Origin of the sequence: Exiguobacterium indicum HHS 31 (genome assembly GCF_001939065.1) — a bacterium.
GTDB classification, from domain to species: Bacteria; Bacillota; Bacilli; order Exiguobacteriales; family Exiguobacteriaceae; genus Exiguobacterium_A; species Exiguobacterium_A indicum.
On the sequence record NZ_MPSZ01000001.1, the window covers coordinates 797,822 to 810,325 of the forward strand.

General features: G+C 48.3%; 15 protein-coding genes. 9 read left to right on the forward strand and 6 right to left on the reverse strand.

Going from position 1 to position 12,504, the window contains the following annotated elements:
* The first annotated feature begins 4 nt into the window (after positions 1–4).
* Positions 5–421, forward strand: a complete 417-nt coding sequence (locus tag N179_RS04320) for a GNAT family N-acetyltransferase (RefSeq protein ID WP_058713067.1) — start codon at positions 5–7, stop codon at positions 419–421.
* Here the strand turns inward: N179_RS04320 and N179_RS04325 are convergent.
* From N179_RS04325 to N179_RS04335, 3 genes are all read right to left on the reverse strand, one after another.
* Positions 418–879: a DUF2178 domain-containing protein gene (locus tag N179_RS04325; protein WP_058713068.1), complete on the reverse strand. Its 462-nt coding sequence runs from the start codon at positions 877–879 to the stop codon at positions 418–420. The two genes, N179_RS04320 and N179_RS04325, sit on opposite strands and share 4 nt — an antisense overlap.
* Positions 879–1,085 (reverse strand): helix-turn-helix transcriptional regulator, encoded by a 207-nt coding sequence (locus N179_RS04330; RefSeq protein WP_023468270.1) that lies wholly within the window; start codon positions 1,083–1,085, stop codon positions 879–881. Before N179_RS04330 ends, N179_RS04325 begins: the two co-directional genes overlap by 1 nt.
* A gap of 481 nt (positions 1,086–1,566) precedes the next feature.
* On the reverse strand, positions 1,567–1,848 hold the full coding sequence (locus tag N179_RS04335) for a hypothetical protein (protein WP_075642319.1): 282 nt from the start codon (positions 1,846–1,848) through the stop codon (positions 1,567–1,569).
* A 171-nt stretch (positions 1,849–2,019) separates the two neighbouring features.
* Between N179_RS04335 and N179_RS16875 the strand changes: the two genes are divergently transcribed.
* The 4 genes from N179_RS16875 (at position 2,020) to N179_RS04350 (ending at position 4,856) form a co-directional block, all read left to right on the forward strand.
* Entirely contained in the window at positions 2,020–2,238 is a 219-nt protein-coding gene (locus N179_RS16875; protein ID WP_143404455.1) for a hypothetical protein, read from the forward strand.
* A gap of 80 nt (positions 2,239–2,318) precedes the next feature.
* Positions 2,319–3,371 (forward strand): flavin monoamine oxidase family protein, encoded by a 1,053-nt coding sequence (locus tag N179_RS04340; RefSeq protein ID WP_075642320.1) that lies wholly within the window; start codon positions 2,319–2,321, stop codon positions 3,369–3,371.
* The gene (locus N179_RS04345) at positions 3,368–4,279 is read left to right on the forward strand and encodes a PhzF family phenazine biosynthesis protein (protein WP_075642321.1); all 912 of its coding nucleotides are present in this window, start codon (positions 3,368–3,370) and stop codon (positions 4,277–4,279) included. The genes N179_RS04340 and N179_RS04345 overlap by 4 nt, the downstream gene beginning before the upstream one ends.
* The gene (locus N179_RS04350) at positions 4,251–4,856 is read left to right on the forward strand and encodes an HAD-IA family hydrolase (protein ID WP_058265929.1); all 606 of its coding nucleotides are present in this window, start codon (positions 4,251–4,253) and stop codon (positions 4,854–4,856) included. Before N179_RS04345 ends, N179_RS04350 begins: the two co-directional genes overlap by 29 nt.
* 39 nt (positions 4,857–4,895) lie before the next feature.
* Here the strand turns inward: N179_RS04350 and N179_RS04355 are convergent, their stop codons facing one another.
* The 3 genes from N179_RS04355 to N179_RS04365 form a co-directional block, all read right to left on the reverse strand.
* Entirely contained in the window at positions 4,896–6,077 is a 1,182-nt protein-coding gene (locus N179_RS04355; RefSeq protein WP_035397418.1) for an MFS transporter, read from the reverse strand.
* Between the two features lie 17 nt (positions 6,078–6,094).
* Positions 6,095–6,688, reverse strand: a complete 594-nt coding sequence (locus N179_RS04360) for a TetR/AcrR family transcriptional regulator (RefSeq protein ID WP_244150206.1) — start codon at positions 6,686–6,688, stop codon at positions 6,095–6,097.
* A gap of 117 nt (positions 6,689–6,805) precedes the next feature.
* The gene (locus N179_RS04365) at positions 6,806–7,858 is read right to left on the reverse strand and encodes a YrzE family protein (protein ID WP_075642322.1); all 1,053 of its coding nucleotides are present in this window, start codon (positions 7,856–7,858) and stop codon (positions 6,806–6,808) included.
* Positions 7,859–8,140: 282 nt separating this feature from the next.
* On the opposite strand from N179_RS04365, the gene N179_RS04370 reads away from it, so the two are divergent.
* From N179_RS04370 to N179_RS04385, 4 genes are all read left to right on the forward strand, one after another.
* Positions 8,141–9,442, forward strand: coding sequence for a hemolysin family protein (locus N179_RS04370; RefSeq protein ID WP_075642323.1), 1,302 nt, complete (start codon positions 8,141–8,143; stop codon positions 9,440–9,442).
* A gap of 328 nt (positions 9,443–9,770) precedes the next feature.
* Positions 9,771–11,063, forward strand: a complete 1,293-nt coding sequence (locus tag N179_RS04375; RefSeq protein ID WP_075642324.1) for a globin-coupled sensor protein — start codon at positions 9,771–9,773, stop codon at positions 11,061–11,063.
* 79 nt (positions 11,064–11,142) lie between these two features.
* Complete coding sequence (locus tag N179_RS04380; RefSeq protein WP_075642325.1) at positions 11,143–11,838, forward strand: hypothetical protein; 696 nt, start codon at positions 11,143–11,145, stop codon at positions 11,836–11,838.
* A gap of 37 nt (positions 11,839–11,875) precedes the next feature.
* Entirely contained in the window at positions 11,876–12,448 is a 573-nt protein-coding gene (locus N179_RS04385; protein ID WP_075642326.1) for a GNAT family N-acetyltransferase, read from the forward strand.
* Positions 12,449–12,504: the final 56 nt, after the last annotated feature.

Here is a 12,504-nt window from a genome sequence, read left to right on the forward strand (position 1 = left end):
AGAAATGAAAATTCAAACTGGAACGAAGGAAGATAGGACATTCATCCGCGAGCAATTGATTGCCTACAATCGGCAACATGTTCCTAAAGCCTTATATGAACAATCGGAAGAACTTTGTTTTACAGCATCTAACGAGAAGGGCGAATGCATCGGAGGAATTACCGCGTCTTACGGTTGGCAACATATTCATGTCCAGTTCCTTTGGGTGAGCGATACAGCACGACAGGCAGGTGTCGGAACCCGCCTGCTGCAAGCTATCGAAGGATATGCGAAGGAAGCAAGGTGTACGAAAATTCTTTTGGACACGTTTGATTTTCAAGCACCAGACTTTTACCGCAAGCATGGTTATGAAGAGTATGGACGACTGACCGATCATCCATCGATTGGACAATCTCAATACTTCTTCGTCAAGCGACTTTAACGCCGGACGTGCACAATCCAAGCCGACATGTACGTAAGTGTTCCGATCGATAAGACAAGAGCAATCGCATAGAACGGAAATGCTGGATACAGTTGAAGTAACGGTTGCTCGAACAAAAAGGCAATCATTAGGACGGGAAGGCTGATCATGAAAGCAACATACGCTGCACGAGTTGCTTTACCGGTGATCAGTGCCTCACGTTCGTCGGAGTCGGAAAATTCTGCTGTTGCAAACGAACTTGTACGGTCTTCTCGTAAGAAATAGCTGACGATCGAAAGGACAATCGCAATCACTAGCACTGGAAGGACACTCATTAGATTCAATTCCAGCGACAATCCCGTACCGGATACCGGATCATCTTGAAATAGTTGTAGGTTCGCATGAATGGCACTAATGAGATAAGCAGCTAAAAAGTAGAGACAACAATTAAGTAAAGATTGAGTGACGACACGTTTCATCAGGATTCCTCCTCTAATTGAAATAGTTCCTCGATCGGGCAATCAAAGACGCGGGCAATCTGCATCGCGAGTAAGAGCGACGGCGTATAGCTTCCTTTTTCAAGTGAGATGACAGTTTGTCGTGTCACACCGATTCGTTCAGCGAACTGCTCTTGTGTCCACTTGTGCTGTTGACGATAGAGGCGGACATGGTTCGTCAGTTTCATCTGACGACCTCCTTTCCAGTTGTTTACATTGTAAAGTTGGGTTTACATTTTGTAAAGTAGACTTTACGTCATATATGTAAAAAATGGAGCTGACTCAAAAGTCAACTCCTCAGACTGAAGACAAAGCGTAATTTTTCTTTTAACAAAAAGGATTGCGCTTTTTTTTGTTCATCTCGAATCGTTTTCCTGGGACAAGCATCGAGCCGCTTCGCTTCGCTGCAGGGTCGCTCCTGCTTGTTTTTCCCTAGGAAGCGATGTCGAGTGAACAAAACGCTTCTCTGATCCTTCTTCCGGATATAAAAAAATGACGCATTACACGCCACTCCTACAGGAAAAAGCGCGATTTTGCGCTGTCAGAGACAAACAAGACCCGTTTTCCTGCTCGAACGGAGCGAGAAAACTGACTTGTGTCTCGCCTGAGGAAAGGGCGTGAAAAGACGCGTCATTTTTTGGGATCAGTCATTTGAAGCCTACGTGAACATTAAAATACGTAAGGTGTCAAAATGACAGCCATGAGACAGACGAACGTCTTCAATCCCTGATGATGACGTAAGGATAAGAAAAGCGTGACCAGCCCAGTGATCGTCATACCGGATAAAATCCATCCTAGCCAAAAATCCGTGCTATTCGAAGCAATCGGGATGCTTAATATGTAAGCTGTCGTGTGCGGAAAGAAGCCGATGGCATCTAAAAGGATACCGCCAAAGACACCAGTTAGCAACAAGCCGATCGACAGACGAAATAGTGCGTTATGTTTAATCATATGCATACTCCTATTCTGTTTGGTTGACGCAAGAAATCCTATTGTTGCGCCTATTCAATATGTTTCTACAAAAAGCGATGAATTCCTTTCTGTTATCTATCCCTGAACTTTATCAAAAATTCTCGCTTCTGCACATCAATCGGAATATTCAGATAGTTATGGGGTATTCTGTTGAAAACGCCATCGCCGATTCAGTGGAAAGGAGAAGAGAAGATGATGCCTGAACTGATACCGGATAACCGGGAGCTCGAACGTAGGATTCGGATCGTCCATCTGTTGCGAAAACTGGGGAAGACGGACGAAGCGATTGCCCGATCCTTGTATGTTCCGATCGAATGGGTTCAATCAATTGGTGAAGAAGACGACTGGCAGCAAATGCAATCATCCTAAGGCAAGGACGTCACGTCCTTGTTTTTTCGCGTGTTCCGGTATACTAAAGCAAGCATCTCAAATCGAGAGGATGAAGTAAAATGAACGTTGCCATTATTGGAGCAGGAATCAGTGGTTTATATCTCGCGACGCGTATGCAGGAGCTTGGACACGACGTGACGATCTATGAAGCACGCGACCGAATCGGTGGGAGAATTGAGACGGTCGATTTCAACCTAGCCGGACAAGCATATGCGTTTGATCTTGGACCGACTTGGTTTTGGCCGGACAGTGAACCACTGATGGTTGATTTGATCCATCGATTCGATTTACCGACACTGGAACAATACACGACGGGTGCGCTTCGACTCGAACGGGCTGACGGAATCGAGTCGCATGTGGTTGCGAATCAACCGACGGCGCTTCGCCTTCGTGACGGAATCCGCTCCGTTGCTACGGCACTTGCTGCACGACTCACACCGGGAACGATTCGACTCAAGTCTCCCATCAGCCAGATTGATGTCATGAATCGGATTATCGTCAGTTCAGGAAGGAAGAGTCAACCGTTCGATGAGATCGTTCTCGCATTACCACCGCGTCTAGCGGCAACACTATCATTTGTACCATCTTTACCTGAAGCAGTTCTGGGTGAACTTGAAGCATTACCGACTTGGATGGCGCAGCAAGCGAAATGTCTGATTTTTTACGAGAAACCGTTTTGGCGTGATTCGGGCTGGTCCGGTCAGGCAATCAGCTGGACTGGGATGGTGCAAGAGATTCATGACGCTTCCCCACAAGATGGACCGGGAGCGTTGTTCGGTTTTTTCCGGACACCGGCACGTGAACGACGATTATTGACCGAGGCGGAAATCAAGGAAACGGTACTCGCGCAGCTGGTTCGTCTGTTCGGTGAACAAGCGCGTCAGCCGATTGGTTGGGCATATAAAGACTGGTCGACAGATAGTTGGACAGCAACACGAGCCGATGCAGCCCCACTCGTGGATTTCCCGGCATATCATGCTATCAATCTCGGAGTGGAGCATGCAGCGATTTCATTGATTGGGACAGAGACCGATCCGAGTCATGGTGGACACTTAGAAGACTCATTACGATCCGTTGAACGCTATTTAGAAAAGAGAGGAGTAAAAAAATGATCAAGACGCTACATTATGATGTGTTCACAACGATGCCAGGAAGCGGTAATCCAGCTGGGGTCGTCTTAGACGCCGATCAATTGACTGAGTCGGAAATGCAACGAATCGCGCGTACGAATGGCTTTACCGAGACGACGTTCGTCTTGTCATCCGAGCAAGCGGACTACCGCATGCGCTACTTTGCACCGGAACGGGAAATGGACTTATGCGGACATGGTACGATCGCTGCATTAACGGCACTTGATTCAAAGATCCGTTTATCTGCGGCATGTCAGATCGAGACAAAGTCAGGCATCTTGCCCGTGATGCGTTTAGCGAACGGAATGTTTCGCTTGCAACAGGGACAACCACAATTACATCAGTTTGACGGTGACATAAAGCACGTTCTAGCCGCGATTGGTCTCGAATTGACACATCTCGATGACCGATGGCCAATCGTATACGGCAGTACTGGGAACTGGACACTGCTCCTCCCGATTCGTCGACTTGAGGACTTTCACCGGATGGTGCCGGATAACCAACGCTTTACCACCGTGTTGACCGATCTCCCACAAGCCTCGATTCATCCGATTTGTCTCGATACATATGACCGACAAGCGACGATGCATGGACGTCACTTCTCAGCAACGGGGGCAGGTAGCGTCGAAGATCCGGTTACGGGAACGGCGAGTGGTGTGATGGGTGTCTATTATCGAAAATTCATCCAGCCACTTGAAACGGAAACAGCGATCATCGTCGAACAAGGACACGAGATGGGTCGTCCCGGGCAGGTCGGAATCCGTATTTCTGGTGAAGGTCTTGATCATAGCAAATGGAAAGTCGAGATGGACGGGCAAGCCGTCTTTGTCGGCGTCAAGAGAGTGGGAGAGGAAGAGGCAGATGTTGAAACATTTCATTTGGGATTTTGACGGCACCTTGTTTGATACGTATCCGGTGTTAGTCGATGTGTTCGTGGAATTACTCGAGCGTGAGGGGCGAACGGTCGAACGCGAGCAAGTAGCAGAGCTGATGGCGATTTCAGCAAAAACGACGTATGATACGTTTGATGTGTCTGAAGCATTCATTCTGAACTACAAGCAACAAAAGATGATGATTGAACAAGAACAGTCTGAACCGTTTCTCGGAATCCGTGAACTGTTAGAGGCGTTATCGACGAGAGGTGCGACGCATCATATCGTCACCCATCGCGGAACATCGATTCATGCGTTGCTTGCAAAACATGGGTTGACGCATCATTTTCAAGATGTGTTGACGGCACCGGATGGATTCGCCCGAAAACCGGATCCGGAAGCTGTCACGTATTTAGTCAATCGGCATCAGATGGCACGAGACGAAACGATCATGATTGGAGACCGGGAACTCGATGTCTTAGCCGGACATCGTGCCGGTATCAAGACGTGTTTGATAAGCAACCGACCAAATGAGACCGTTGCGACGTATACCGTAACGTCGCCCGGTCGATTAAAGGAATTGTTACTGACATAACGACAGCCCCGCTTCCAGTGATGGAAACGGGGCTGTTTTTTAAGAAGACAATCGATCTGCTTCGGTTGCTTCAGCGCGTGGTGCACGCCAGAAATACGTCAGTAAAATGCCGACTGCGAGCATGACTGTCGCGAAATAGAACGGATAGTTCAAATTGACGTCAAACAGTAGTCCACCAACGATCGGTCCGAGAATGTTGCCGATGCTCGTAAACATCGAGTTCATTCCGCCGACGAATCCCTGTTCATTTCCGGCAATCTTCGAAAGATAGGTCGTGACAGCAGGTCGCATCAAGTCGAAACCGACGAAGACGACCATCGTCACGAGAATGATCGAGAGATAGTTCGTCACGAACGTCATCAAGACGACGAGCAGTGTCGAACCGATCAAGCTGTATCGGATCAAGCGAATCTCACCGAACCAGCGCGTCAAACGATCGAACAGTCCGACTTGGACGATGACGCCGACGATCGCACCGAGAGAAATCGCAAGCGCAATGTCCTTCGCCGTGAAGCCGAACTTCCGGTCGACGAACAAGGCGAACAACGACTCAAACGAGGCGAGACCGAACGATGAGATCAATAGGACAAGAAAAGCGATGAAATAGAGCGGACTGAAGATTTTCCGGAAACCGGTCTGTTGTTTGACAGTCGTTGTCTCGTAATGACGTTCCGGTTCCTTAAGCGTAAAGACGGATAACACCATCGCTGTTAAACCGAACGCAGCAGCAAAGAAGAACGGTGTCCGCGAGCCGAGGTCAGCGAGGAACCCACCAATCCCTGGTCCGATGATGAAACCGGTCGAGATGGCAGCAGACATATATCCGAGCGCTTTCGGACGAGTTTCGTTCGTCGTGATATCAGCGATGAATGCCGTGACGGCTGGCATGATGAAAGCAGCGCTGACACCACCGAGAATCCGTGACGCGAACAGGACTTCGACGCTTTGACCGAGACCGAATAAGAGCTCGGACATGCTGAAGATGAATAAACCGATGATGATCATCGGTTTACGTCCGTACTTGTCAACGGCACGTCCCGCGAGTGGTGAAAGAATTAGTTGCGCAAAGGCGAAGGCGGAAACCATGTAACCGACTGTCGCCCCGGAGATGTTCAACTCGTTCATGATTGTCGGTGTGACGGGAATGACGAGTCCGATACCTAAAAAGGCGATGAATAAGTTGAGCAGGAGTGTACTTAAAATCAATGTATTGTTTTGCATAGTTCACCTCAATAGAATTAAATCGTTTTTGACATACCGCGCCAGACGATCGGCCAGACAGCTTGCTGTCGAGCGTGAAACGCGTCGACACCGTTGTAGACGAGTTCCGTCAGCGTACCTTCCGCAACCGTCAGATAGGCGAGAGCGGCACTTTTGTAATCCGTCGAATAGAGAATCTTTTCCGTTCGGTCTCGTTCGCGTAGTAATCGCGTTAATAGATCGTGCAGTGAATCGAAAAACGGATTGAAGCGGTCCGTCATTTCTTGTTCGAGCTTCTCCGGTGGAAAATAGGCAGCCCGAAGGATGAATCGCATCAGGATATCGTCTTGCTGTTCCGAAATGAACCAATCGAAGAAGCCGTGCAGCGATTGCTCGAGCGGCTGCTGCCGCGTACTCGTGAAATACGTCGCAAAGCGGCGCTTTTGTTCTTGCAAGGCGTACGTCGTCGCTTGCAGGAACAGGTCGTCCTTCCCTTTATAGTGCGCATAGATCGATGGCTTTTTTATGCCAACCTCTGTCGCAATTTCTTGCAACGATGCCCCTTCATAGCCGTGCGCAGCAAAATGATGGATGCTCGTCTGTAACAATTGTTGGGCTTTCAGATGAATCACCTTCCTAACGGTCGTTAGGTAACACTGTAACAGCAAATTTCAAATGTAGTCAATCAGATTGTCTTACCGCACAAAAAAACTGACTCCGCGAAGGCGGAATCAGTTAAGGAAGAATCATTATTTATTCATGACACGACCGCGTGTTGCGACGCGTGAGCCGACGATTCCTGCGAATGACGTGAAGATAAGAGTCAGAAGCAGTCCGACGAACGCCCAGATTGAAACTTTTGACGCCGTTTGTGTCGCTTGTTCTGTTTGCTCGCGGACATCTTGGACCGTTTTCTTAAGGTCAGCGGATGTTTCATCAAGCGTTTGTTTAGCAGTCTCAATTTGTTGCGTCGTTTCTTTTGTTGCCGTGTTGAGACCATCAACGATGTTTTGCGTCGCTTCTTCCGCTTCAGCACCTGTCAAATCGGTGTTTTTCGCAACAGCATCAGCGATTTTATCTTCATCGACTGATTTCTCGATTTTTTCAGCTCGTGCTGTCAACGAATCACCAAGATCCTGGACGATCGTATCGAAGTTCTCTGGTTTCGTGATCGCTTCCTTACCAGCAGCCGTGACGTCTTCTTGAACAGCGTCAAGTTCGTTCTGCAAGTAACCTGGTTGCAATTCTTTGATGTCCGTATCTTTTAAGATTTCGTCGACGTTCCCTTCAAGTTCTTTCGTATCAACTTGTGACACGTTTTTCGTAATCGAATCGAATCCTTTCGTCGCAGCGTCTTGCGCCGTCGAAGCAACGGATCCGATGCCGTTACCAGCCGCACCACCGACCGTACCGAGTAGTGAGCCGACCGATTGTAACGTATTGACCGTCGTGAACGTCAAGAGAGCGAACAGTAGGATGACGCTCGTCGACCATGTCAAGAAACCGTGGACGAGACCGGCACGTGCCGACGTCACACCGGAGACGAATCCGGCAACGAACAGCGAGATGAGCAATGAAAGGATTGCCCAGATGATCAAGCCAGTTCCAACACCATCGAACGGGTTATTTGACGTGACGTCCGTGACGCCGAGACCGATCGCTGAACCGATTAAACTAAATAAGATCAATAAAGATAGAAATGATACCACACCTGCAAAAATCGAGCTCCATGAGATGTTACGACCTGCTCCGTCCGCTTCCGCTCGGAAATACGACGAAAAGCCTTTGTTTGTCTTTTCCATAATAAGCACTACCTCTCCCCAAATTGGTCTTTCAAGTTCGAGATGTTCATGAATGTAAAAGCTTCATCTCAAGTTTCTTACGCGCATAGCTCTTATATAACCGGTAACTAAATAAGAGAAACCTAGTATTACAGGTACATGATTAATGGTCGCCTGAACTTCAACGAAGTGATATTGGTTGCGTTTGAAGAAAAAGCATCGTACACTTTTATCAAGTGTCACGTTATACTGTACAGTTTGAAATCAAAAGGAGGTGATCCCCCACTTTTAGGGGGATACAAGTTGGACATCGTCTTAACACTGAATTTGTTGTTGCTCGTCGTATTGATTGGTTTGACCGCGTTTTTCGTCGGTTCGGAATTTGCTGTCGTTAAAGTCCGGATGTCACGTCTCGACCAGATGGTGCAAGAAGGAAAAAAGGGAGCAGTACTTGCGAAGAAGGTCGCAGGAGATCTCGATTATTACTTGTCGGCCTGTCAGCTCGGTATCACAATCACTGCACTTGGTCTGGGTGCACTCGGGAAACCGACCGTCGAGAAATTGTTGACACCGGTCTTTGATGAACTTGGTGTCGCCGTTTCGCTGTCAACGATTCTCTCATACAGTATCGCTTTCATCTTCGTGACGTTTCTCCACGTCGTCATCGGAGAACTTGCACCGAAGACGCTCGCGATCCAGTATGCGGAACGGATGACGTTACTGCTAGCTCCTTCACTCTATGTATTCGGAAAAGTCATGTATCCGTTCATCTGGATCATGAACGGTTCGGCCCGTGTCCTCTTGCGGATGTTCGGTGTGAAACCTGCCGGTCACGAACAAGCCCATTCCGAAGAAGAGTTGAAGATCATCATGGCACAAAGTTTTCAAAGTGGTGAGATCAATCAATCGGAACTCGCCTTGATGCAAAACGTCTTTGCGTTTGATGAGCGTGTCACGCGCGACATCATGGTGCCACGGATGAACATGATGGTCATTTCGGACGAGATGAGTTGGGAAAATCTATTACAGACGATGTCTGATAATCCGTATACACGTTACCCGGTCAGTGAAGGAACGGATAAGGACCGGATTAGTGGTTATATCAACGTCAAGGAAGTGCTCGCCCATCACGCGGTACAAGACGAACGAGAACTTGCATCGTTCCTTAAACCGTTGCCGGTCGTTTCGGAATTGACACCGCTGCAAGAAACACTCTTGAAGATGAAGCAGACACGGTCACACATCGCTCTCGTCATCGACGAGTATGGTGGGACATCCGGTTTGATCACGATGGAGGATATTTTGGAGGAAATCGTCGGTGATATCCGTGATGAATTCGATGAAGCGGAGCAAGCCGAAATCGAACAGTTACCGGACGGCTCGTACCGCTTAGCGGGTACTGTCCTATTAGTTGAAATTGAAGAACGATTTGGTCTTCGGTTCACTGAAGCAGAGGCGGTCGACACGATCGGTGGGTATATCCAATCACAGACGGCTGCTTTTGAAGAGGGAACGATCGTAGCAGATGAGGCGTTTACGCTTGAAATCTTGCGTTCTGCCCAATATCAGATTCAGGATGTCAAGTTGACCCTGCCGTCAAGCTAATAGAAAGACCCGTTTTGCTTAGTAGTTCAATCTACTAAGCAGGCGGGTCTTGTTTAATGGACCGAGGACTTATCGCGTTCATCAAAAAAGTAAAAAAGTGTCATTCGATCAATGATGAACATGATGATAATTCTGACCGACGAGATCACGAATCGATAAGATATGGCGATAAGCTAACGTATATCTACTAGATGTTAGGGAAAAAGGCTAACTTCAATCAATAAACTAATCTAGGTTAGCCATAATTATTGTGATTTTCCATTCAATTGTCAGAGAATCTAGACGATATAAGGAATGAAGTTCACAAATGAATGAGGGAGAGAAGCATATGAAATGGTTCGCGAAATCAGCATCACCGTCCTTCGATGCGCGCATCGAAGACGAACGCGCTCATGTCGTGTTGAATGTTCCGACATCCTTACATGAACAATTACGTTTAATCGGTCTAGAAGCAGTCGATTTACAAATTGTCCGGGTCATCCGCGAAGATGTATCCCGTTGGATGCCGAGCATGGTCGACGCGTTCTACGAGGAGCTGGTTCGTGTTCCGTCACTCCGGCATTTGATTGAACAGCATTCGACGCTCGAACGATTGAAAGGCACTCTCGCTCGGCATATCCTACAAATGTTCGATGGTCAGGTGACGATGGACTACATCGAAGCCCGGCGCCGGATCGCTGAACGACATGTTCAAATCGGGCTGCATAATAAATGGTATATTGCTGCCTTTCAAAAAGTCTGGAACGTCCTCAGTGAACAGATTGACGACAGTGATTGGCCGGAAGTAGAACGTGTCCGGATCATGCGGGCAGCGGGGAAACTCTTCAACCTCGAGCAACAAATCGTCATGACGATGTATGAGGATCAAATCGATGAGGAACGCCAAGCGATCGCGACAGCCAAACGGCACGTCGGAGATGGCGTTCAAAAATCAACGGAAGAACTTGCTGCGATGAGTGAAGAGTCGTCAGCGAACTTCCAGGAGATTGAACGGCACGCCAAACACGTCTCGACGACGACAGACGCGATTTCGATTCAGTTGACGGAAGCGGTCAGTGAAGCAGAAGCGGGTGTCGTCCTTGTCGAAGAGGAGACACGTCGCTTTGAGCATGTCGTCGCGGATTTATCACGGACGACTGAACAAGTCGCTGAACTGTCTCGTCTGTCGCAGGAAATCGAGCGGATCGCCGGGATGGTGACGACGATTTCCGATCAGACGAACCTACTCAGCTTGAACGCCTCGATCGAAGCGGCGCGTGCCGGGGAGATGGGGCGCGGATTTACCGTCGTGGCGCAAGAGATTCGGAAACTCGCTGAAGAGAGTAAACAGTCGGCAGCCGAGACGTCGCGGATCGCCCAAGAAATTACGCAAAAGATGCTCGTCGTCTCAGAGCGGATGGGAACGACGGAGACGGCGGTTGTCCGAACGACGACGGAGATGCAACAAGTCGTCCGTGCCTTTTCACGGATTTCGGAACAGACGGATGCGGTCTCGCGGCAAATTCATGAACTATCGACCGATACGAAGGATGTCGCAGGGACGATCGAAGGGATGCGTAAGATTGCAGAAGCGATTGCTGAGACAGCGGATGACTTACAAGAAGTCGCAGCAACCTTATAAGTGAATCCTCCTTTCTACGGGAAAGGAGGATTTTTTTGTCGTTTTATGGAAAAATGTAAAGTGGAGGTGTGAAGAATTCATGATGAAAAGTCTTGGATTGATTTTTGTATGTATGATCGCTTTTGTAGGAAATTACGTGATAGCAGGTGACCTCGCTCCACGGGAGTTCTATGCCTTACTCGGTTTAATGGGTGTCGCTTTCTTGACCGGCGGGATTGAATGGTGGGAAATCCGGCGCGATTTACGCTATCGGGGAGTAGAAGAGGGGATATCCGTTCGCTTGGCGGACCGATCGAGCCGAAAGACGAATACGGTCTTTCTCGCGCATGAACGATGGCTGACGTTCTCACGTCGTTACGCCACGTGGTGGCAGGCAATCCTTGCGCGCTTCGAAAAGTTTGAATCATTTTTCCTCGACGTAACATTCGAAGGAGACGGGGAAAAATTACAAATTAAAGAGACAAGGACGGAGTGGCTACGCAATACGACACATTTTGTGATTCGCAAAGACGGACGCGATGTCGGAACAATCCGCACCGATGCGGCACTGCGACAACAATTACGACTGCAAGAAGTGTTACTCGTCTCGTATGCCGATCAGGCGTATCAGATTCGGTCCTCGACGCTTACGCGAAAAATCGGTGTCTATCAAAACGGGGACTGTATCGCGACGGGGTCACGACACGGAGCGCGACTCGTCTTTGACTGTGACACGAATGAACGTCTCTTAGCCGTCGCCAGTATGATCGTCTTTCGACTTGTTTATTCGAAATGATTTTATTTCAAATACCTAATTTAGAAAGGAATTTATCATGATTCAATTTCAAGGAAGTCCAGCATTACATACTAAACGGCTACGATTACGGAAGGTTCAACTGTCAGATACGGAAGCCATGTTTCAAAACTGGTTATCGGACGATCGTGTCATGCGTCATTTGATCAAAGGACCACACGAGACGATGGCGCAGACGAAAGCACGCGTAACAGAAGTCCTTGCTTCCTACGAAGAGAAAACCTTTTGCTATTGGGGGATAGAAGAGAAACACAGTGGAACGTTGATTGGTGTCATCGATCTATTTGCTTTCGATGCGACGACGGACCACTGTGAGGTCGGTTATTGTATCGGATACGACTGGTGGAATAACGGATACGGTAGTGAGGCTTTAACTGCAGTCCTTGCCTTTGGTTTTCAAGAGATGCATATCCATAAAATTTCAGCAGCCCATAATATCGACAATCCAGCTTCCGGGCGGATCATGCAGAAGGTCGGCATGATTCAAGAGGGAACGGTACGGGCGATGATCCGCAATGCAGCAGGAGAGTATAAGGATTGTGCGATCTATGGGCTGCTTCGTGAAGCATATGACATGAAAAAAAATCTTTAATTCAAGTCAAAAAACGCGATGTTTCCTCATAAAGAGGAGCATCGCGTTTTAAGTTT

Excerpts from the sequence above, each read along its gene's own strand:
- N179_RS04385 (WP_075642326.1), top strand. The coding sequence starts at position 11,876 with ATGATTCAATTTCAAGGAAGTCCAGCATTACATACTAAACGGCTACGA.
- N179_RS04375 (WP_075642324.1), top strand. The coding sequence starts at position 9,771 with ATGAAATGGTTCGCGAAATCAGCATCACCGTCCTTCGATGCGCGCATC.
- N179_RS04355 (WP_035397418.1), bottom strand. The coding sequence starts at position 6,077 with ATGCAAAACAATACATTGATTTTAAGTACACTCCTGCTCAACTTATTC.
- N179_RS04340 (WP_075642320.1), top strand. The coding sequence starts at position 2,319 with ATGAACGTTGCCATTATTGGAGCAGGAATCAGTGGTTTATATCTCGCG.
- N179_RS04365 (WP_075642322.1), bottom strand. The coding sequence starts at position 7,858 with ATGGAAAAGACAAACAAAGGCTTTTCGTCGTATTTCCGAGCGGAAGCG.
- N179_RS04320 (WP_058713067.1), top strand. The coding sequence starts at position 5 with ATGAAAATTCAAACTGGAACGAAGGAAGATAGGACATTCATCCGCGAG.
- N179_RS04325 (WP_058713068.1), bottom strand. The coding sequence starts at position 879 with ATGAAACGTGTCGTCACTCAATCTTTACTTAATTGTTGTCTCTACTTT.
- N179_RS04335 (WP_075642319.1), bottom strand. The coding sequence starts at position 1,848 with ATGATTAAACATAACGCACTATTTCGTCTGTCGATCGGCTTGTTGCTA.
- N179_RS04350 (WP_058265929.1), top strand. The coding sequence starts at position 4,251 with ATGTTGAAACATTTCATTTGGGATTTTGACGGCACCTTGTTTGATACG.
- N179_RS04345 (WP_075642321.1), top strand. The coding sequence starts at position 3,368 with ATGATCAAGACGCTACATTATGATGTGTTCACAACGATGCCAGGAAGC.
- N179_RS04380 (WP_075642325.1), top strand. The coding sequence starts at position 11,143 with ATGATGAAAAGTCTTGGATTGATTTTTGTATGTATGATCGCTTTTGTA.
- N179_RS04330 (WP_023468270.1), bottom strand. The coding sequence starts at position 1,085 with ATGAAACTGACGAACCATGTCCGCCTCTATCGTCAACAGCACAAGTGG.